This is a genomic window from Nocardia colli (assembly GCF_008704205.1).
GTDB classification, from domain to species: Bacteria; Actinomycetota; Actinomycetes; order Mycobacteriales; family Mycobacteriaceae; genus Nocardia; species Nocardia colli.
In genome coordinates this window covers 43093-61554 of sequence record NZ_VXLC01000017.1, presented here as the reverse complement: position 1 = coordinate 61554, position 18462 = coordinate 43093, and the positions used below count along the sequence as shown (strand labels likewise).

General features: G+C 67.4%; 21 protein-coding genes. 5 read left to right on the top strand and 16 right to left on the bottom strand.

Features of this window, described 5'->3' with window-relative positions:
- Positions 1 to 167 precede the first annotated feature (167 nt).
- The 8 genes from F3087_RS31505 to F3087_RS31470 form a co-directional block, all read right to left on the bottom strand.
- A complete protein-coding gene (locus F3087_RS31505) occupies positions 168 to 590 on the bottom strand; it encodes an EF-hand domain-containing protein (RefSeq protein WP_150405739.1) in 423 nt (140 codons plus the stop codon).
- A gap of 121 nt (positions 591 to 711) precedes the next feature.
- Entirely contained in the window at positions 712 to 1347 is a 636-nt protein-coding gene (locus F3087_RS31500; RefSeq protein WP_223885492.1) for a TetR/AcrR family transcriptional regulator, read from the bottom strand.
- Between the two features lie 99 nt (positions 1348 to 1446).
- On the bottom strand, positions 1447 to 2808 hold the full coding sequence (locus F3087_RS31495) for an ABC1 kinase family protein (protein ID WP_150405737.1): 1362 nt from the start codon (positions 2806 to 2808) through the stop codon (positions 1447 to 1449).
- Positions 2809 to 2826: 18 nt separating this feature from the next.
- Positions 2827 to 3771, bottom strand: coding sequence for a hypothetical protein (locus F3087_RS31490; protein WP_150405736.1), 945 nt, complete (start codon positions 3769 to 3771; stop codon positions 2827 to 2829).
- A gap of 7 nt (positions 3772 to 3778) precedes the next feature.
- A complete protein-coding gene (locus F3087_RS31485; RefSeq protein ID WP_150405735.1) occupies positions 3779 to 4030 on the bottom strand; it encodes a hypothetical protein in 252 nt (83 codons plus the stop codon).
- On the bottom strand, positions 4023 to 4931 hold the full coding sequence (locus F3087_RS31480) for an SDR family NAD(P)-dependent oxidoreductase (protein ID WP_150405734.1): 909 nt from the start codon (positions 4929 to 4931) through the stop codon (positions 4023 to 4025). The genes F3087_RS31485 and F3087_RS31480 overlap by 8 nt, the downstream gene beginning before the upstream one ends.
- A gap of 37 nt (positions 4932 to 4968) precedes the next feature.
- The gene (locus F3087_RS31475) at positions 4969 to 5244 is read right to left on the bottom strand and encodes a hypothetical protein (protein WP_150405733.1); all 276 of its coding nucleotides are present in this window, start codon (positions 5242 to 5244) and stop codon (positions 4969 to 4971) included.
- Between the two features lie 3 nt (positions 5245 to 5247).
- On the bottom strand, positions 5248 to 6606 hold the full coding sequence (locus F3087_RS31470; RefSeq protein ID WP_191094233.1) for a flavin-containing monooxygenase: 1359 nt from the start codon (positions 6604 to 6606) through the stop codon (positions 5248 to 5250).
- A gap of 282 nt (positions 6607 to 6888) precedes the next feature.
- Here F3087_RS31470 and F3087_RS31465 point away from each other — a divergent pair, with 282 nt between their 5' ends.
- From F3087_RS31465 to F3087_RS31455, 3 genes are read left to right on the top strand one after another with little or no spacing between them, the layout of a single operon-like run.
- Positions 6889 to 7581: a hypothetical protein gene (locus F3087_RS31465; RefSeq protein WP_191094232.1), complete on the top strand. Its 693-nt coding sequence runs from the start codon at positions 6889 to 6891 to the stop codon at positions 7579 to 7581.
- A 43-nt stretch (positions 7582 to 7624) separates the two neighbouring features.
- Positions 7625 to 9211 carry a flavin-containing monooxygenase gene (locus F3087_RS31460; protein WP_150405730.1) on the top strand — a complete coding sequence of 529 codons (1587 nt, stop codon included), beginning with the start codon at positions 7625 to 7627 and terminating at the stop codon, positions 9209 to 9211.
- A complete protein-coding gene (locus F3087_RS31455) occupies positions 9208 to 10239 on the top strand; it encodes an alpha/beta hydrolase (RefSeq protein ID WP_150405729.1) in 1032 nt (343 codons plus the stop codon). Before F3087_RS31460 ends, F3087_RS31455 begins: the two co-directional genes overlap by 4 nt.
- Positions 10240 to 10267: 28 nt before the next feature.
- Here the strand turns inward: F3087_RS31455 and F3087_RS31450 are convergent, their stop codons facing one another.
- Complete coding sequence (locus F3087_RS31450; protein ID WP_150405728.1) at positions 10268 to 10681, bottom strand: DUF4345 domain-containing protein; 414 nt, start codon at positions 10679 to 10681, stop codon at positions 10268 to 10270.
- Positions 10682 to 10823: 142 nt separating this feature from the next.
- Here F3087_RS31450 and F3087_RS31445 point away from each other — a divergent pair, with 142 nt between their 5' ends.
- A complete protein-coding gene (locus F3087_RS31445; protein WP_150405727.1) occupies positions 10824 to 11432 on the top strand; it encodes a TetR/AcrR family transcriptional regulator in 609 nt (202 codons plus the stop codon).
- Between the two features lie 229 nt (positions 11433 to 11661).
- Here the strand turns inward: F3087_RS31445 and truB are convergent, their stop codons facing one another.
- The 3 genes from truB to F3087_RS31430 are packed head-to-tail and all read right to left on the bottom strand — an operon-like array spanning position 11662 to position 14243.
- The gene (truB, locus tag F3087_RS31440) at positions 11662 to 12567 is read right to left on the bottom strand and encodes a tRNA pseudouridine(55) synthase TruB (RefSeq protein WP_150405726.1); all 906 of its coding nucleotides are present in this window, start codon (positions 12565 to 12567) and stop codon (positions 11662 to 11664) included.
- Entirely contained in the window at positions 12567 to 13235 is a 669-nt protein-coding gene (gene npt / locus F3087_RS31435) for a 4'-phosphopantetheinyl transferase Npt (protein WP_150405725.1), read from the bottom strand. Before npt ends, truB begins: the two co-directional genes overlap by 1 nt.
- Positions 13236 to 13286: 51 nt before the next feature.
- A complete protein-coding gene (locus F3087_RS31430; protein WP_150405724.1) occupies positions 13287 to 14243 on the bottom strand; it encodes a metallophosphoesterase family protein in 957 nt (318 codons plus the stop codon).
- A 228-nt stretch (positions 14244 to 14471) separates the two neighbouring features.
- On the opposite strand from F3087_RS31430, the gene F3087_RS31425 reads away from it, so the two are divergent.
- On the top strand, positions 14472 to 14876 hold the full coding sequence (locus tag F3087_RS31425; protein ID WP_150405723.1) for a hypothetical protein: 405 nt from the start codon (positions 14472 to 14474) through the stop codon (positions 14874 to 14876).
- Positions 14877 to 14881: 5 nt separating this feature from the next.
- Here F3087_RS31425 and F3087_RS31420 read toward each other — a convergent pair whose 3' ends face one another.
- From F3087_RS31420 to F3087_RS31405, 4 genes are all read right to left on the bottom strand, one after another.
- On the bottom strand, positions 14882 to 16228 hold the full coding sequence (locus tag F3087_RS31420; RefSeq protein ID WP_223885501.1) for an MATE family efflux transporter: 1347 nt from the start codon (positions 16226 to 16228) through the stop codon (positions 14882 to 14884).
- Between the two features lie 417 nt (positions 16229 to 16645).
- Positions 16646 to 17647 carry a DHH family phosphoesterase gene (locus F3087_RS31415; protein ID WP_150405721.1) on the bottom strand — a complete coding sequence of 334 codons (1002 nt, stop codon included), beginning with the start codon at positions 17645 to 17647 and terminating at the stop codon, positions 16646 to 16648.
- Positions 17648 to 17660: 13 nt separating this feature from the next.
- Entirely contained in the window at positions 17661 to 18104 is a 444-nt protein-coding gene (gene rbfA, locus F3087_RS31410) for a 30S ribosome-binding factor RbfA (RefSeq protein WP_150405720.1), read from the bottom strand.
- A gap of 24 nt (positions 18105 to 18128) precedes the next feature.
- Entirely contained in the window at positions 18129 to 18419 is a 291-nt protein-coding gene (locus tag F3087_RS31405) for a DUF503 domain-containing protein (RefSeq protein WP_150405719.1), read from the bottom strand.
- Between the last annotated feature and the right edge of the window lie 43 nt (positions 18420 to 18462).

Genomic DNA, 18462 nt, shown 5'->3' with positions numbered 1-18462 from the left:
GTGGTCAGCAGGTGAAGTACGGCTGGAATCGAGCGACCAGATACTGACCTATCGCCGACCAGGACCAGCTGGTTAACACCGTCAAGCCGACAATTACACCGAACGGGACATCAAGGCGGCCGAATCGGCGTGTCACCACCACCAGGTCCCGCTCGCCGAACCTCGGCTCAGCGGGCGAGGAAGTCCAGCAGGGAACGGAATTCGGAGAGGGAGAGGTAGCCGTCGTTGTCCTGGTCGGCGGCGGCCAGGAGGGTTTCGGCCGACTCTTCAATGCGTCCCTCGCCGACGTGGCGGATGAGGGATTCGAGTTCCTCGACCGAGATCCGGCCGTCCTGATTCACGTCGAAGACCTGGAAGGCGGCGTCGGCGTCGGTGACCTCGATCCGGCCACCCACCAGCGCGGCATCGAATTCCGCTCGGGAGATCAGGAAGTCGCCGTTGGTGTCGGCGGCGGCGACCATCCGCTCGACGGCATCGTCATCCACGTCGAGGCCGAGCGCCCGAATACCCGCGGTGATGTCCGCGACCGAGACGAGCCCGTCCCCGTCGGTATCCCACAGCTCGAATGTATCGACCGGCCGCTCACCCATAACCCGCTACCTCTCACTGCCGCACCTTCGAACGGCCATCCCACACTGTACGGATTCCGTTGCCGCCGAGCAGCTCCGCCATTTCGCGCCCCGAACGGGACGTAACCGCGGCGGTCGGCGGCTAGGCCGCACGGATGGAATCGCCGAGGCGCCGTAACCAGAATTCGATCGTGGTCGTGAGGATGCTGCTCAACCGATCGGCCCCCACCACCCCGGACACCCGGCCGGCGGCCAGCCCGATGCCGGTCCCCAGCACACCGTGCACCGCGTCCTCCAGCAATTGCCCGCTGACGTCCGCGTTCTCGGGCAGATGATCGAGCATCAGCACCCGCCCGGACTCCACGAACCGCTGGCAGGCCTCGGCCGCGCGGGCCTGCGAGGCCGGGTCCCGGAGCAGGCTGATGCCGTATTCGGCCACCAGAATCAGCGGTGCGTCGTCGGTCATCACCTGGTTGTCCCACCAGTCCGCGATGGCGTCGAGGCGCTGCTCGAGCGTGCCGTCGGTGCCGGCGATCGCGTTGGCGAGCCGGGACAGCCGAGCGGTCCCCCAGCTGCGCAACACCTCAAGGCACAGCGCCTCTTTGCTGTCGAAATTGCTGTAGACCGCGCCGATGGTCCGGCCGGCCTCGGCGGCGATCGCGGCCAGCGAGGTCGCGTGGTAGCCGTTGGCGTAGAACAGGCGTTCCGCGGCGGCGATCAGCTCGTCCCGCGTCAGAGCCTGGCTTTCGGCCCTGGTCAGCACCCTACGAGCGGCCACTCTTCCTCCGTTGTCGATTGTCCGCGGGCGGTGGGTGGAACGTACGCACTGTGCATTCCAGGTACTGACATTATCTGGATTCGTGCATATGACCAGATGCTAGGTCCGCCGCGCGAGCACGTGCCCGATCCGGGTGACCGGTTCGTCGCCGTAGATCCACTCGCGGGCGATCCGGTGCCAGTTGCCGGTGGCCACCAATTGTCCGAGGACACCGAAGGTCAGGAAGTCCGCCCGGCGGGAGAAGACATGCTCGGGCGGCAGCAGTTGCCGGCGCATGGCGCTGTGCTCGGCCAGGCGTGGGTCGAGCGCGGTCAGCAGGGCGCCGGTGGCGAGGTCAGGGGTGATGGTGAGTTCCTCGTCGGCCAGGTTCCATTCCGAAGCGGCCCAGACGTATTCGAGGCATTGCGCAGGATCGACGTCGGTCTCGTCGGACAGGATGCCGCGCTCGACGAACAAGGCGTAGAGGTCCTCGGCGCGATGCTCGGCCGCCGCGCGGGCCACCTGCCGCTCGAATTCGATGTGGGCGGGGGCCATCCGGTTGTAGAGACCGAAATCGATGAATCCGACTCGCCCGTCGGCGGCGAGCAGGATGTTGCCCGGGTGCGGGTCGCCGCAGAATTCGCCGCGGTAGAACAGCGAGCCGATATAGAAGCGGTAGATCAGTTCACCGATGTGGTCGCGGTCCGCGTCCGGCAGGGTTTGCATGTGCGCGAACGGCTTCGAGGGCAGGTACTCGGTCACCAGGATCCGGTCCGAGCAGTGTTCGAGCACGCTGTCGGGCACGACGATGAACGGATGGTCGCGGTACTGGGCGGCGACCAGGTGCTGGGTCTGGGCCTCGCGCCGGTAGTCGAGCTCCGATTCCAGGTTCCGGGCGATCTCGTCGACCAGCGCTCCGCCGCTGAGCGCGGGCCACATCGACTTCCACAGTTTGGCGAACAGCGCCAGATTGCGCAGGTCGGCCCGGACCGCACGCTCGACACCCGGGTACTGCACCTTGACCGCCACCTCGCGACCATCGCGCAGCACCGCTCGATACACCTGACCGATCGATGCCGCGGCGATGGGCTCCTCGTCGAAATCCCGGAATGTCGTACTCAGCGAGCCGCATTCGGCTTCGAGGACCGTGCGCATGCTCGCGAACGGCACGATGGAAGCCTGGTCGCACAGGGCCGCCAGTTTGGCGCGGAAGCGCTGCCGATGTGATTCGGGGACCAGATCCAGATCGATGACCGAGAGCATCTGCCCGAGTTTCATGGCCGCGCCCTTCATGTTGCCGAGCACATCGACCAACTGCTCGGCGGCGTCCAGGCTCGAGCGCTGCGCCAGCACCGCGCGCGCGTGTTCCGAACGGCCGATCATCGACAGCTTGGCGGTCGCGCCCCTGGCCGCCTGCCCGGCCGCGAGCATGCCGAGCTTGCGGCCCCTGGTCACCCGATTGCGCGGAACCCGCTCGGCCATCGGCTTGCCCTCGACTTTCTAGTGCGTGTCCGGCTCCGGTCGCGATCTCGCCGCGGCCAGACGGCGCAGCGCGGATCTGCGGCGCTCGGTGGTCGCGGCTCGGTCGAGGGTTTCCGGGTCGGACAGTTCCTCGGTCAGCTCTCGCACTATGTCATCCGGCAGGTACCCGACGATATCGAGTAGCTCGGCGACGGCGTCCGCGGCGCGGAGGTGCCCGCAGATTCGCGCGAGATCCTGCGGTTTGCCAGACTCGAACAGCAGGGCGCTCATGGGCGCCGCGAACTCGGCATCGATGCGGCCGAGCAGCGACACGGTGGCCACCAGTACTTCTCGATCGCCCGCCGCCCCGGCGGCGACCAACCGCGCCCGACGCTGCGGGGACACCATCCGGATGATCGTGTTCAGGATCTCCGTGCGCGCCACCATCGCCCCGGTGCGCACGATCGCCGCGTCGTCTTGGACGTGCCGTTCGAACTCCCGGATCAGCTCCTCGGTGGCATGTTCGACGAACCGCGCCGCCGTGATGTAGTCGCGGCGGCGCAGCAATTCGTCCGCCGCCGGCACCAGCAGGGTGAACGGCAGTTTCGGCGCGAAGACCGGAATCAGCCGGGGATCGACATAGGGCGCCGCGTCGGCGAGATAGGCCGGCGGCAACCGGCCGATCAGGCTCGCGGCCCGATGCTGATGGTCCATGCCGACGGCTCCCCCGCCGCGGCCGGCCACCTCGGGCGGGATCGCCTTGACCGCGACCGTGGCGGCCACCGCGTCCGGCACCAGCGGCGCCAGCCGGCTGACCCTGGTGAATACCGTTGCCAGGGAATCGAACATGACGTCCGACATGCTTTTGCGCAGCGCTTCGACCCGGTCCGCGCCGAGCCGCTCGAGATAGCCCAGTGTCGCGGGTTCGACGTCGAGCAGCTGGGCCAGCATCGTGATCTGCGCGCGCGTCCGGAAATCGGCCATGTCCCACTCACTTTCCGAACAGAATCGAACGCGCCGGGATCCGGATGAGGCGGGGCAGGATCTGCAACGCGTCATCGATGGCCCGATCGAGGCTGCGCCGCTGGGCGATTCGGGCCTGACGCAACAAGGTCAGCAATTGCTCTGCCTCCTCCTGGGTGAGCAGCTCCAAGACATCGTCGATGCCGCCCAACTCGGCGCGCAGTGCCGATCGGTGATCGTGCGCCGACGCGCTATCTGCTTGCGGCCGAGCCCTATTCACGATGGAAGGCAATCGATGCGGGCACCCGGCGAGCGGCCACGCGCGCGGCGCTCCCGGCGCGCTCGAGGGTGGGCACGGAACAGATCCAGCGCAACAGACCGGGCGAGAGCCGATGCAGTACCCAGGCGAGGGTGGCGTCGAAATTCACCGGCACGATGGCGAGATCGAAGCGGATGGCGCGTTGCACGGCGCGCGCCACCAGGTCCGGGGTCGCGAAGCTGTATCGCGACTGGGCATCGGCGAAGTCGGTCCGGAACTCGTCGGTCGCGGCCGAGCCGGCGCCGACCAGGGTGGCATTGGCCGCGAGCTGCGTCCGGGTCACCCCGGGACATACCGCGCTGACCCCGATGTGCTTGGGCGCCAGCTCGACTCGCAACGACTCCGCGATCATCACCGCGGCGGACTTGGAGACCGAATAGGACGGCGCCACCCGGTTCGGGGTCCACGCGGCGCCCGAGGCAATCACGACGATGTGGCCCGGTTGACCGCGCTCCACCATTTTCGCGCCGATGATCCGGCTGCCGTGCACGACGCCGAACACGTTGATCGACATGATCTTTTCCCAGTCCTGCGGACTCTGGTCGAGGAACGCGCCGGCGAGGGCGATGCCGGCGTTGTTGACCAGAATGTCCGGCACGCCGAACCGGGCGATCACCGTGTCCGCGACCTCGTACCACTGTTCGGGGTCGCGCACGTCGAGTGCGTAGGCCTGACAGGTGCCGACGGCCAGCTTTGCCGTCTGCTCCGCGGCCGCGAGATCGATATCGGTCGCGATGACGATGTCGCCGGCCGCGGCCTGGCGCAGCGCGATCGCCCGGCCGATACCGCTGCCCGCGCCGGTCACCACTACGACCCGTCCGTACTTGTCGGCCACCGGGCCGCTGAACGGAAGTCTCACCATGATTGCTCCACTTCGGTCGAAGGTATTGGCACGCCGGCTATTTCGCGGCCGTGCGCACCGGCTTGGACCGGGCGCCGTTGCTGCCTGCCGCGGAATCCCGCTGGGCCGCTTGGGGAATGGCGCGGAACGTGTAGTCCGCGCGCGGGTCGAAGCGCGCACTGTGGTCCCACAGTGAGTCGCGGAATCCCCGGGACGGACGCAGGATCGGCGCCTCACCCCGCTGGTTGAAGAAGTAGCTGCGGACGTTGTGCCGCTTCAACTGTCGTTCGACGAGATATTCCTCCGCGATCTGCGTGAACGGGCTCGTCGCCATCAACTAATGCCACGCGTCGTGCGCCGCCTGCGTGACCTCGGCGACCTGTTCACCGTTGGACCGGGCCGCCGCGATCACCCGCGCCGCGTGCAGCGCGGAGCTCTCCATCATGCTCACCCAGGTGACGCCGTTCCACCCGTACGGACCGTAGAGGAACCAGCGATTGGGCAGCTTGGGGATCGTCACGCCGGCGTAGGCCTGCATGCCGTTGGCGCGATAGAACTCACCGAGGTCGAAGCCGTCGCGCCCGCGGACCGCGCCGATCGGGAACGACTCCGGGTCCGATGCGACGGTGAAACCAGTGGCCAGCACGATCATGTCGTAACCGCGTTCCGCGCCGTCGGCGGTGCGGATACCGGCCGCGGTGAAGCGTTCGATCGGGGTGGTCAGCAATGCCGCGTCGGCCCGGCTGAAGGTTTGCAGGAACCCGCGGCCGAACGTCGGCATGTTGGCCATCAGGCCGTGCCGTGGCACCAGCGCCCGCCGCGCGGCCGAATCCTTCACCTGCAAGCGCAGATACGCGCGGTACGCGGTGCGCAGCACGCTCTCCAGGCCGGTAATCAGGGCTAGCGCAGCGCGTTTCGGAATATGCTCGGCCGCGACGACCAGCGCTTGGTAGACATACCAGTTGGCCATGTAGGCCAGGACGTGGAACCGTTCCGAGCGCATCAGCCGACTGCCGATACGGCCGAAGGCGAAGTCCGGCTTGGGAAAACACCACGTCGCGGTGCGCTGGTAGACGTCGAGGTGGGCCACCTCCGCCGCGATCGACGGCACGATCTGCATCGAGCTCGCTCCGGTACCGATCACGGCGACCCGCTTGCCGCGGTAGTCGAAGGAGTGGTCCCAGCCGGCCGAGAGCATCAGCTTGCCCGCGTACTTGTCCACGTCGGGGATGCCGGAGTTGGATCGCGGCTCGAGGAAGAAACCCGTCGCGTTGAGGACGTAGCGGGCGGTCAAGGTCTCGCCACCGGTCAGATGTATTGACCAGTAACCATTTTCGTCGTCCCAGACCTCGCGTTCCACCGAGACGCCGAACCGCGCCCGCTCGTAGAGCCCGTGCTCACGCGCGACCCGCTGGCAGTACTCGCGCACCTCGTCGCCGGGCGCGAACACCCGCGACCATCGGTTCGGCGCGAACGTGAATTCGTAGGACGTGGACGGCACGTCGAGCGCGACACCGGGGTAGGTGTTCGCGATCCACGTCCCGCTGAAATCGCTTCGCCGATCGAGGATCACGAAGTCGTCGATCCCGGCCCGCCGAAGCTGGCACCCGGCGGCGATGCCGCCCACGCCCGCTCCGATCACCACGGCTTCGACCTCGGGTTCGGTGACTGCCCGCTTCCTAGTGCTCGCGCTCAATGTCGTGACTCCATCGTCGATCCCGGCTCGCCGTCGATGTGGTCGACGGGATGCGCCCTTGCACCGACTATTTCACATGATCCAACTATTTGAATAGCCTCACTATCCGAATAGTCATAAAATCTGTATGGTTTTTCACGACCCCACCGGCCGCCGAGGGCCGTCGGGAGCTCGAGAGGAGATTCCGCGATGTCGCAAGTCTTTGCCCGCAGGTCTTTGTCCAGCCGGCACTCCGCGGCGCCATCGGCGACACCGCCTCGGCTCGGCCGGCTGGCGTCGGCCATGACGAGACCGGCCTGGATCAAAGGCTGGTACGCGCTGGTCGGCGCGGTCTGCCTGGTAATCGTCGGGCTGACCTTGCTGATCCTCGTCAACGTCATGCCGGAGGGTTCGGACGTGGCAGGCACCGTCGATTTCTATGCGCGGCACAACACGCTCCTGCGCGGGGTTTCGGCCTTTCTCGCGCTGCTGTTCCTGGCCGGGGCCATCTGGTCCGGGGCGTTCATCGGCACGCTCTGGGCCGCGGATACCAGCCGCAATCGCGTGTACACGTGGACCGCGATCTTCAGCGAAGTTCTGGTGCTCGGCCTGTTCTTCGTCGAAGCCGGGTTGTTCGCGGGCACCGTTCTGCTGTCCGGGAATTCACCCGACTCGGTCATCCACGCGTTGCATGTCTGCGTGCTCGTCTCCGCCGCGTTGCTCGGGCCCGTCTGGGTTCCGTTCGCGGTGGCGGCCCTGCTGATCTCGCGCCGATCCGGGCTGTTCCCCGGCTGGTTGAACACGTTGTGCGTGGTGGTGGTCGTGATCGACTTGTGCACGCTCACCGGGGTTTTCACGCTTTCCGGTCCGCTCAACGGGGAGAACGGACTCATCGGAGCGCTCGCGGGCGTGCTCAGCCCGGTCGTGTGGGTCGGCGGCGTCGTCGCCTGGGAGGTCGTCGAATGGGCCCAGTACCGCGCCGATTCGACGAATTGACTTGCGCGCCAACATGACTGACTCAGTATCGGAGAGAACCGCTATGACGAAGAAGATTCGCCACCCGCAATACGAGGTCGCCGTGATCGGCGCCGGACCCGGGGGCATCGCCGCCGGAGCGAAGCTGCGGATGAGCGGGATCGACGACATCGTGATCCTCGAACGCGCCGACGATGTCGGCGGCAGCTGGCAGGAGAATCGCTACCCCGGCATCGCCGTCGACGTGCCGTCGACCACCTATCAGTACTCGTTTGCCCGCAACCCCAACTGGTCTCGCTTCTTCGCCCACGGACCCGAGGTGCAGCAGTATCACGCCGACGTCGCGCGTCGCTATGGCCTCTACGAGAAGACTCGCTTCAACTCCAACGTGGAGCGCGAGGAGTGGGACGACACCGGAAAGTTCTGGGTGCTGCACCTCGACAACGACTCCATCGTCACCGCCCGATTCTTGATCAGTGCGATCGGCGCGTTCGTCCGGCCCAAGGAAGACGCCGGACTGCCCGGCGCGGATTCGTTCCAGGGCAAGATCCAACGGCCGACCGCGTGGGACTACGACTACGACATGGCGGGCAAGTCGGTCGGCATCATCGGCACCGGGGCGAGCGCTGTGCAGATCATCCCCGCGATCGCGGCAACGATGGGCAGCCTCGAGGTCTTTCAGCGCACGCCGGTCTGGTCGGTGCCGAAGCCGGACTTCGTTGTGCCGAAAGCGATGCAGGCGGCCTTGGCAGTTCCCGGGGTGTCCGCGGCGATCAACGGTGTCGCCTTCGTGGTCGTGGATCTGTTGCTGCGCTTGGTGTCCAAGACGCCGATTCGAATCTTCCGTCCCGTCGCCGACAAGTTCGACGCAGGAATGATCGCCGGATATCGGTGGTACGTCCGGCATGTGGTCGAGGACGCGGAGACCGCCGCGAAGTTGAGCCCCGACTTCGGTGTGCTGGCGAAGCGGCCGACCATGTCGACCGGGTATCTGACCGCGTACAACCGGGACAACGTCACGCTGATCACCGATCCGATCGCGGAGATCACGCCGACCGGGATCCGGACCCGCGACGGTGTGCTGCACGAGCTCGATGTGCTCATCCTCGCCACCGGATACGAGGTCTTCTCCGACCCCGAAACCTATGTGCCCGGCACGATCGTCGGCCGCGACGGGTTCGACCTCGCCGAGTTCTATCGAGACGAGGGGCTGCAGGCCTATCAAAGCGTGTCGGTGCCCGGTCTGCCGAATAGATGGACGCTGGTGGGTCCCTATTCGTGGAGCGGCACGAGCTGGCATGCCTTCGTGGAGACGACCGCCGATCACGCTGTCCGCGCGATCACCGAGACCCGCCGACGCGGCGCGGACGTGTGCGAGGTCCGCAAGGAGGCGGCCGACGAGTATCACCGCAAGGTGCACAAGCAGGCCGAAGGGGTTCGCTACTACCTGTGTGAGCTCAATGGGCATGTGCCGACCTACTATCGAAACTCGCAGGGCGACAGCACTTATATTCGGCCGGAGAGCTTCTTCGCGGCCAGGCGGCGAACTCGCCGGTTTCCGCTCGATGACTATCGTTACGAGACGACGGGTTCGACGTCTTCCGTTCCGGCGGTGCAGTCCTCGGCGGCACCGATCGCGCAAAGCCGATGAACGCGGACAGGTCCCACCTTCGGGTGGCCCCGATCGACTCCCCCGTGCCGGGCCGCCCGCTCCAGGTCGAAATCGCAAGCCGCGCAAGCCTGCGCATGCGGATCGCGCACGCGGCGCTGCGGGCGACGGTCCGTCCGGTTGTCGATCGATTCTTCGCCGTCGCCGAACACGGCCCGGTGCGCGGGAACCGGGCCTTTCGGGTCGCCAATTACGCCGAGTTGCTGGCCGCGCCGTTGATCGCGCCGCGCGGTACGCGACGACATGCGGTGGATTTCGACGAGTTCCGCGCCGAATGGTTGTGGCACCGAGGCGATCCGGGGCCCGAGGCGATCGACCGCGGCGCGATTCTGTATTTCCACGGTGGGGCGTTCGTTGCCGGTGGGCTGATCAGTCACCGCAGGCTCGCGGCGCGGATTGCTCGCGCCGCCGGGTGCTCGTTGCTGAACGTGGACTATCGGCAGCTTCCGCGTGCCCACTTTCTCGACAGCATCGATGACGCGGTGACGGCCTACCGGTACCTGCTCGATCGAGGTTTCGCCGCACAGCGGATCGTGTTCGCTGGAGACTCGGCGGGCGGTGGCGTCGCCTTCGCAGCCGCGCTCGCCGCGCGGGAGCGTGGTCTGCCGATGCCGGGCGGTATCGCGGCGATCGCGCCGTTCGCCGACCTCGACTCCACCGCTCGCCGGGCGCATCCCAACGAGCGCCGGGACGCCGTGCTCTCGGCGTATGCGCTGTCGGTACCCGGACGCGTCGGCTTCGCGCGGGACGGGCGGGTCGATCCGGGGTGGTCGCCGGTGAATCACGAATTCACCGGGATGCCAACGACTTTGATTCAGGTCAGCAATACCGAGGTGTTGCTTGCCGATGCGGAGTTGCTCGCTGCCCGGTGTGTGGAGGCGGGGGTGCCGCTGACGATGCAGATCTGGGACAACGCGATTCATGTCTTTCAGGCGGGGGCGGACCTGCTTCCGGAAGCGCGGACGGCGATCGCCGAGATCGGTCGGTTCGTCCGGCGGATCACGCGATAGACGGTGCCGCTTGTCCCGCCGGTTCGGATCAGGCGAAGGTCGGGGTCGCGGCCGTTGTTGTGGCGGTGCGTTTTTCGTCGGCGGTGGCGAGCCAAAGGTAGATCGGCGGGAGGGCGACCTCGAGGGCGGTGAGGACGATCTGGAACCAGTGCGGCCAGCCGTAGACGGCCACCGAGATGAAGCGGCCGACGGCGCCGAGCAGGAAGATGCCCGCGAGCCAGCGGATGACGGTCGCGGGGATCGGGGTCTGGCGGGCGGCCCAGATCCAGACCACGCCGTAGCCGAGGAAGATGGCGCCGAAGAACCGGGTCTGACTGTCGGCGGTGACGCCGGACGAGCCCATGTCCGGGATGCCGTCAATGCCGGCCGCCAGGTGAAAGATGCCGATCCCGACGCAGGCGACACCCATGACCAGGGAGAGCCATCTGAGTGCGGTTGCCATGGTATTCCTCCGCAGGTGTGCGACGAATCATGCTGGCGGGCAGCGGGTTTCCCACTCGAACCACCGGCCGCAGGCAAGTTGACGGTTGTCTACTAAATGACCCTACGACGCTTAGTAGACAGACGTCAACTAGAGTTTCGGAATGAGCACTCGCCGACGCCTATCCCCCGACGAGCGCCGCCGGGTGCTGCTGGAGGCAGGCGCGCGACTGTTCGCCGAGCGTGCATACGACGCGGTACTGATGGAGGACGTCGCAGCAGCCGCAGGCGTATCACGGGCCCTGCTCTACCGCCATTTCCCGAGCAAGCGCGACCTGTTCGCCGGGGTATACGAGCAGGCAGCAGAACAGCTGCTGATCGCCACCCCGCTCGACAACGGCAAGCCGCTCGCCGAGCAACTGACCGCCGGACTGGACACCCACTTCGACTACTTCGAGGCAAACGCCAACAGCGTGCTGGCAGCGAACCGAGTCCTCGCCGGCGATCCCACCATCCAAGCCATCATCGCCGGCGAACTCGGCGAACTCCGCCGCCGACTCCTCGACGCCCTAGGCCTCGAAGGAACCCTCCGAACCCAAGTCTCCTCGATCCTCCTGAGCTGGCTCACCTTCGTCCGCGTACTGACCGTCGAATGGCTGGAAAACCACCACTATTCACGCGCCGAACTCCTCGACATCACCATCGGCTCACTACTCGGCGCCCTACACCCCGTCCTCGGCCCCGACTTCCCACCGAGCGCCACACCGCAGTAGATACCGCTTTGTCCGACCCGCCCGCATGCCCGAGCGCAAGGCCGGCAGGGACTCACGCCCGCCGAACATTTGCGACTTACAGGTTCGACCGGCGGACGACCATCACGGAGGCGACGCGCTTACCACGATCCTGAGCACGACGACACGAACATCCATGCCAGCACAGCGCAGACCCTGGGCAGGTAACTCGTTGTGCTGTAGCGCTTTCCGTCCCGCCGAACCCTACGGCCTACAGGTTTGACGGGCGGACGACCATGACCGAGGCGGCGCGCTTGCCGCTTTCTTGGAGGAGCGCTATGGCTCGGCCGTCGGGGGCGAGGGCGGCGTAGACGCCGGGGAGGCCGATGGGGGCCAGCCAGCGGCCGTTGCGTAGGTCGTCTACCTGGGATTCGTCTATTTCGCGGTGCGGGAAGGCGGTTCGGACCGCCGCGTCCATGTCGAGGCTGAGGAGGGCGGTGTCGGATTCGGCGGCTTCGGCCAATTCGCCCAGGGTGCGGGCGTGTTCGAGGGTGAACGGGCCGACTCGGGTGCGGCGCAATGCGGTGAGGTGGCCACCGACGCCGAGCGCGGCGCCGAGGTCGCGGGCCAGGGCGCGGACGTAGGTGCCGGAGGTGCATTCGACTACCACGTCGAGGTCGACGAATTCGCCGTCCGGGACGTCGCGGCGGGTCAGGATGTCGAAGCGGGACACCGTGACCGGGCGCGCGGCCAGCTGGACCTCTTCGCCGGCGCGGTGGCGGGCGTAGGCGCGTTCGCCGTTCACCTTGATCGCGCTGACGGTGGCCGGGACCTGGTCGATGTCGCCGGTGAGTTTTGTTGTCTGCGTGGCGATCTCGTCGTCGGTGAGGTGCAGGGCGGGGGTGGTCGAGAGCACCTCGCCCTCGGCGTCGTCGGTGCTGGTGGCCTGGCCGAGGCGGATGGTCGCGGTGTAGGCCTTGGTGGTGAGGGTGAGCAGGCCGAGCAGCTTGGTGGCCCGTTCCACGCCGAGCACGAGCACGCCGGTCGCCATCGGGTCGAGGGTGCCCGCGTGCCCGACCTTCTTGGTGCGCAACAGCTTCCGGCAGCGCGCGACCACGTCGTGACTGGTGAGGCCGCTGTCCTTGTCGACGATCAGCAGCCCGCCGAGACCGTCCATCAGCCGTGCACGATCGCGGTGAGGATGAACCCGTCGGCGATCAGCCACCGGCCGTCGAACGACAGCAACGGCACCCCACCGTCATTGGTCTGGCCCGGCACCAGCAGCTCGCTGTGGAACGTGCCGTGGCCGGAATCGCCGGTGCTGTCCTGGATGTCGAAGGTGATGTGCGCGTCCTCGAAGCCGAGCCAGCGCGAGGTCAGCGGGAACCACGCCTTGTAGGTCGCCTCCTTGGCGCAGAACAGCAGCCGATCCAGGTGCAGCGCGGAACCGGTGGCCTGCAACCACTCCCGCTCCGGCGGCAAGCTCACCGAATCGAGGATGCCCTCGGGCAGCGTCGCGTGCGGCTCGGCATCGATGCCGACCGAGCGGAAGCGCAGCTTGTGCGCTAGCGCCGCGGCCCGATAGCCGTCGCAGTGCGTCATGCTGCCGACGATGCCGCGCGGCCAGATCGGCGCGCCCCGCTCGCCCTTGCCGATCGCGACTGGCGGCTCACCGAGCTCGGCCAGCGCCAACCGCGCGCAATGCCGGGCACCGATGAAGTCCCGGCGACGCTTCTCCACCGCCTTCGCGATGAGATGCTCCTCCGCCGGATGCGCCTTCAGGTCCTCCGGATACTCCAGCAGCTCAGCCGACGCGACACCCGCGGGCAAAATTGTCTCGATCATCACCACCGAGCCTAGACGAGCCGCACACGAAGATCGCAGCCGCGGGCTCGGTCAGACGCCTCGGCGGCGCTCGGCTTTGGCGCGCATTTCCTCGGCGGCGGCCTTCATTTCCGGGGTCACCTGGAAGTGGCCGCCCCACTCGTTGAGTGAGCCGGGCGGGTAGACCGGGGCGGGGAGGATTTGGCGGAGGAGGCGTTCGGGGAGGCCGCGGCGCTGCCATTCGCGGGGGTAGCCGAGGGACACCTCTTCGAAGCGGACGCCGTCGTAGGTGGAGGTGCGCGGGATGTGCAGGTGGCCGTAGACGGAGCAGACCACGTTGTAGCGGGTGTGCCAGTCGGCGGTCAGTTCGGTGCCGCACCAGAGCGCGAACTCCGGGTAGAACAGCACGTCGGTAGGCTGCCGGACCATCGGGAAGTGGTTGATCATCACGATCGGCGTGCCCTCGGGCAGCGCGTCCAGCTTGCGCTGGGTGACCTGCACGCGGGCGTGGCACCAGGCATCCCTGGTCAGGTACGGATCCGGGGAGAGCAGGTATTCGTCGGTGGCCACCACGTTGCGGTCCCGCGCGATGGCGAGCCCCTCCGCCTTGGTGGTGGCGCCCTTCGGCAGGAACGAATAGTCGTAGAGCAGGAACATCGGCGCCAGCGTCACCGGGCCGCCGTACTGTTCGGCGCCCGCGCCTTCCCAGACCGGGAACGGGTCCTCCGGGGTCAGCACGTCCAGGTCGCGGCAGATCGATACGAGGTAGTCGTAGCGTGCGACACCGGTCATCTGCACCGGGTCCTTCGCCGTCGTCCACAGCTCGTGATTGCCGGGCACCCAGATCACCTTGGCGAACCGGCCGCGCAGCAGCTCCAGCGCCCACCGGACGTCGTCGGTCTTCTCCCCCACGTCCCCGGCCACGATCAGCCAGTCCTCCGGTGAGTCGGCATGAATCTGCTCGACCACCGGCCGATTCCCCTGGTGCCCGACGTGAATGTCGCTCACCGCCATCAACTTGGGTATCACCACACCTACCTTGGCACACTCGAGCCGGTTCGCGCCCGGCACCCCGCCGGGAAAGGAACACCCGGGGGCGTTCGCACGCAATGTGCGCTACGCATGAGGAACCCCTCGGGCGCGCGCCCAAACCGAAATGAGGCAATTATCTCGGAACCCGCAACCCGGTGGATCTGCGCGCGCGACCCGGTAGGTTGACCGAACATGATCGCACGCAACACTTTCCGAGGGATTGTCGTGGCATCATCGGCTGCGGCAGCCGGCTTCGCCATTCCAGGTCTCGCCGGGGCAACCATCAGTCCGCCGAGCAGCGCGACATTGCAGGTCGCCGGGGAGACCTTGACCGCGACGCCGACCCGGATCAGCACCGACCTCGCCGGCGGCACCGTGCAGTGCACGCTGCTGGTCGACGGCAATCCGGCGCAGAACACGCTGTCCCCCAGGCAGCCCGCGCCGGCCGACTTCACGCTGACCCGCCGGCTGGCCGAGGGCGAGCATCTGGCCCTGACCTACTGCGCCGACTTCCCCGCCGATTCCGATACGCCGAGCTCGTACCCGACGCTGGCCTGCGCCAAGGTGACGGTGCCTGTCGGCTTGGTGGAGCAACTGCCGAACGACGCCTGCTTCCTGACCAACAGCTGACCTCGTCATCCGACGGCCTTGACCGGCCCCGGAACCTCGGCGCCGATCTGCGCCCAACGGCCGGACCAGGCCCGCCAGGACACGGCGACCAGGCGCAGCACCATGAAAGCGACCAGGCCGGACCAGATTCCGGCGATCCCCCAGTCGAAGGCCAGCGACAGCCAGATCGCGGGGAGGAACCCGAGCAGGGCCGAGCCGAGCGTGGTGGTGCGCAGGTAGGCGGCATCGCCCGCGCCGAGCAGAACCCCGTCGAGGGCGAAGACGACGCCGGCGACCGGGATGATGCAGACGAAGAACCACCAGGTGACGTGCGTGCGGTCCAGCACGGCGGGGTCGTCGGTGAACAGCCTCGGGATCAAACCGGCGCCTGCGGCGAAGCACGCGGCGAGGCCGAGGGCGAAGATTTCCGACCAGCCGGTGACCCGCTTGGCCAGCGCGCGGGCACCTGGTGCATCGCCCGCGCCTAGCGCGGCACCGACCAGGGTTTGCGCGGCGATGGCCAGTGAATCCAGGGCCAGCGCAAGGAAATTCCACAATTGCAGCACCAGCTGATGCGCGGCGACCGAGGCCGCGCCGAACCGGGCGGCGACCGCGGCGGCCGAGACGAAGCACGCCTGGAAGGCGAGGCTGCGCACGATCAGGTCCCGCCCGAGGACCAGCTGGGCGCGCATCACCAGCCACTGCGGCGCAAGCGAAACCCGCTCCCGGACAAGCGCATTCAGGAACAACCCGGCCATCACCAGCTGGCCCGCCACGTTCGCGACGGCGGAACCGGGTAGCTCCATCCGCGGCGCACCGAGCAACCCGTGCACCAGCACCGGACACAGCACACCCGAAACAATCAGCCCGGCAACAACATAGATGAGCGGACGACGAGTCTCCTGCACCCCGCGCAACCACCCGTTGCCCGCCATGGAGATCAGGATCAACGGCACCCCGAACAGCGCGATCCGCACCCATTCCAGCGCCTCGTCGGCGATCTCCCCACCGCCGGCGATCGCACCGGTCAACGGCACCGCGAAGACCTGAACCAGCACCAGGATCAATACACCGACCGAGATGGCCAGCCAGGTCGCCTGCACCCCCTCGGCCACCGCGCCGCGCTCATCACCCGCACCGTGCTTGCGCGCGGCCCGCGCGGTGGTGCCGTAGGACAGGAAGGTCAGCTGCGAGCTGGTCTGCGCCAGAATCAATCCGCCCACCGCGAGCCCGGCCAGCGCGAGCGCCCCGAGCCGCCCGACCACCGCGAGATCGAACAGCAGATAGATCGGCTCCGCGACGAGCACACCGAGCGTCGGCACCGCGATCCGCAGTATCCGCCCCGGCCCGACCTCCGCCGCCGGGTCGACCATCGCCCCGGTGGCAACCGTCGACGGCGCCGCACCCTCCGCCGGGTCACCCTCGGTCGGCGACTCGCCACTCATGAAACCTCCCTCACCACAACGCATCCAGCGCACCGGACAGCCCGATCGAATCGCGGCACCCGCATACTCGGCAACGTGCCTGGCACCGCCACCCGGCGCGGCAACTACTCCCGTTACCCTGCCACGAGGCACCGACAGACCAGCGCCTTCACACACCCCGTCACTGCTCGCACACCAAATAAACAGCGCGACGCGGCAGCAATATGCCATCGGCTTCAGTCGACCGCGGAGCACCGATCGAGCAGTCCAGGACCGGTTGTACGAGATACCTGACCCCTCAGCGCTAACCCCGCATGAGGCAACGACTGGATGCGTAGGGCACTGCGCGGCGACGACCGACAGCGCTCAGCCCAAGGCGGCGAGCAAGGTGGCAACCAGGTCGTCGGCAGCCCCGTACGCCGTGTAGCCAGCGGCAAAGCGATGCCCACCGCCCCCGAGCGCCGTCGCTACCTCGGCAACGTCCACTCCGTCATCCGCGCCGGGCCGACTGTCGCGCGCACGCAACGACACCGTCCATCGATCGGTGCCGATCCCGGATTCCTTGAATACCGCGGCGATTCCGGCTTCGGACGTCGTGCGGACGATGTCGATGACGCTCTCCGCCTCTTCGGAACTCACCTCGGCGATGTCGTCGAGCCGCACGAACGCGTACACCAGCCCGATGCCTCCGCGCACGCCCGGCACCAGCTGCGCGGTCGCGAGCACGCGGGACAGCATGGTCAACCACCCGAACGGATGGGTGTCCAGCAAGGTCCTGGCGATCTCGCCGCCGTCGATCCCGGTGGCCAACAACCGCTCGGCCAGCTCGTGGGTGCCGGGCCGAACCCAGCGGAACGACCCGGTATCGGTCACCAGCCCCGCGTAAAGGCAGTGTGCTACTTCGAGATCGATCGGCACACCCCACGCATCGAGCAACCGCACGATCAGGCTGGTCGTCGATTCCGCCCCGGCATCGACCAGATTGATCGACCCGAAACGGTCATTGGATCGATGATGATCGATCACCAAAGTCGTTGCGGCCCCGGCGATTCGGTCGGCGAGCGCGCCGAGCCGCCCGACGCTGCCGCAATCGACCGCGATCAGCAGATCGACCGACGCGGGCACCTCCGCGGGCGGCACCAGATGGTGCACGCCCGGCAGCGACCGCATCGACTCGGGCAACTCCGCCGGCTCGGCGAACGACACCCAGACCGGAATCCCCCGCCGGTGCAAGACCAGCGCGAGCGCGAGACCACTGCCGACGGTGTCGGCGTCCGGTTGTACATGGCAGACGATGGTGACCGAGCGGGCGGCGTTCAACGCCTCGACCGCAGATTCGAGGTCGACCGCGTCCCGCATTGTCGTCATCGTCTACCGCAGGTCACTCGGTGTCGTCGCGTTCGACCTTGTACGGGTCGGCGTCGCCGGCGTGCCTGGCGTTGGCGGCGACCTTGGCCACCTCTTCGTCCGCGGCCCTGGCCCGTGCCAGCAGCTCTTCCATGTCCTTGGCGGCTTCGGGCACCTTGTCGAGCACGAACGCCAGGGTCGGCGTGAACTTCACGCCGGTGCCCGCGCCCACCTTCGAGCGCAGTACCCCCTTGGCCTTCTCCAGGCCCGCCGCAGCGCCGGCATAGTCCGGTTCGGCGTCCAAGGTTTCGCCCAGCACCGTGTAGTACACCGTCGCGTCGCGCAGATCGCCGGTGACCTTGGCATCGGTGATGGTCACGAAACCCAGCCGCGGATCCTTGATCTCGTACTCGATCGCGGTGGCCACGATCGAGGAGATCCGCTTGGCGAGTCGGCGTGCCCTGGCTTGATCCACCATGGCTGAACCTTCCTCACTAGATAGTTAGTCTTCGGGTCCGAAGATCCTGCGGCGCACTGCCAGCAACTGTAACTCCGGACGTGCCGCGACGTGCCGCTCACAACGGTCGAGTACCTCGGTCAGGTGTTCCATACCGGAACTGACCAGGGCAACTCCCAGCAGTGAGCGACGATGGCGGTCTTGTTCGCCGCCCTCGGCGGCACTCACGCCGAAGCGCTGCAATTCGGCCAGGATCGGCCGGATCACCGAACGCTTCTCTTTCAGTGAGTGCACGTCTCCGAGGAGAAGGTCGAACTCGAGTGCCCCCAGGAACAACTACGCACCTCTTTGGTCAAAAGGCCCGAGCTTTCGAGAGCTC

Coding starts and splice junctions, on each gene's coding strand:
- F3087_RS31505 (WP_150405739.1), bottom strand. CDS start 590: ATGGGTGAGCGGCCGGTCGATACATTCGAGCTGTGGGATACCGACGGG.
- F3087_RS31495 (WP_150405737.1), bottom strand. CDS start 2,808: ATGGCCGAGCGGGTTCCGCGCAATCGGGTGACCAGGGGCCGCAAGCTC.
- F3087_RS31490 (WP_150405736.1), bottom strand. CDS start 3,771: ATGGCCGATTTCCGGACGCGCGCGCAGATCACGATGCTGGCCCAGCTG.
- F3087_RS31480 (WP_150405734.1), bottom strand. CDS start 4,931: ATGGTGAGACTTCCGTTCAGCGGCCCGGTGGCCGACAAGTACGGACGG.
- F3087_RS31475 (WP_150405733.1), bottom strand. CDS start 5,244: ATGGCGACGAGCCCGTTCACGCAGATCGCGGAGGAATATCTCGTCGAA.
- F3087_RS31465 (WP_191094232.1), top strand. CDS start 6,889: ATGACGAGACCGGCCTGGATCAAAGGCTGGTACGCGCTGGTCGGCGCG.
- F3087_RS31460 (WP_150405730.1), top strand. CDS start 7,625: ATGACGAAGAAGATTCGCCACCCGCAATACGAGGTCGCCGTGATCGGC.
- F3087_RS31455 (WP_150405729.1), top strand. CDS start 9,208: ATGAACGCGGACAGGTCCCACCTTCGGGTGGCCCCGATCGACTCCCCC.
- F3087_RS31450 (WP_150405728.1), bottom strand. CDS start 10,681: ATGGCAACCGCACTCAGATGGCTCTCCCTGGTCATGGGTGTCGCCTGC.
- F3087_RS31445 (WP_150405727.1), top strand. CDS start 10,824: ATGAGCACTCGCCGACGCCTATCCCCCGACGAGCGCCGCCGGGTGCTG.
- truB (WP_150405726.1), bottom strand. CDS start 12,567: ATGGACGGTCTCGGCGGGCTGCTGATCGTCGACAAGGACAGCGGCCTC.
- npt (WP_150405725.1), bottom strand. CDS start 13,235: ATGATCGAGACAATTTTGCCCGCGGGTGTCGCGTCGGCTGAGCTGCTG.
- F3087_RS31420 (WP_223885501.1), bottom strand. CDS start 16,228: ATGGTCGACCCGGCGGCGGAGGTCGGGCCGGGGCGGATACTGCGGATC.
- F3087_RS31415 (WP_150405721.1), bottom strand. CDS start 17,647: ATGACGACAATGCGGGACGCGGTCGACCTCGAATCTGCGGTCGAGGCG.
- rbfA (WP_150405720.1), bottom strand. CDS start 18,104: ATGGTGGATCAAGCCAGGGCACGCCGACTCGCCAAGCGGATCTCCTCG.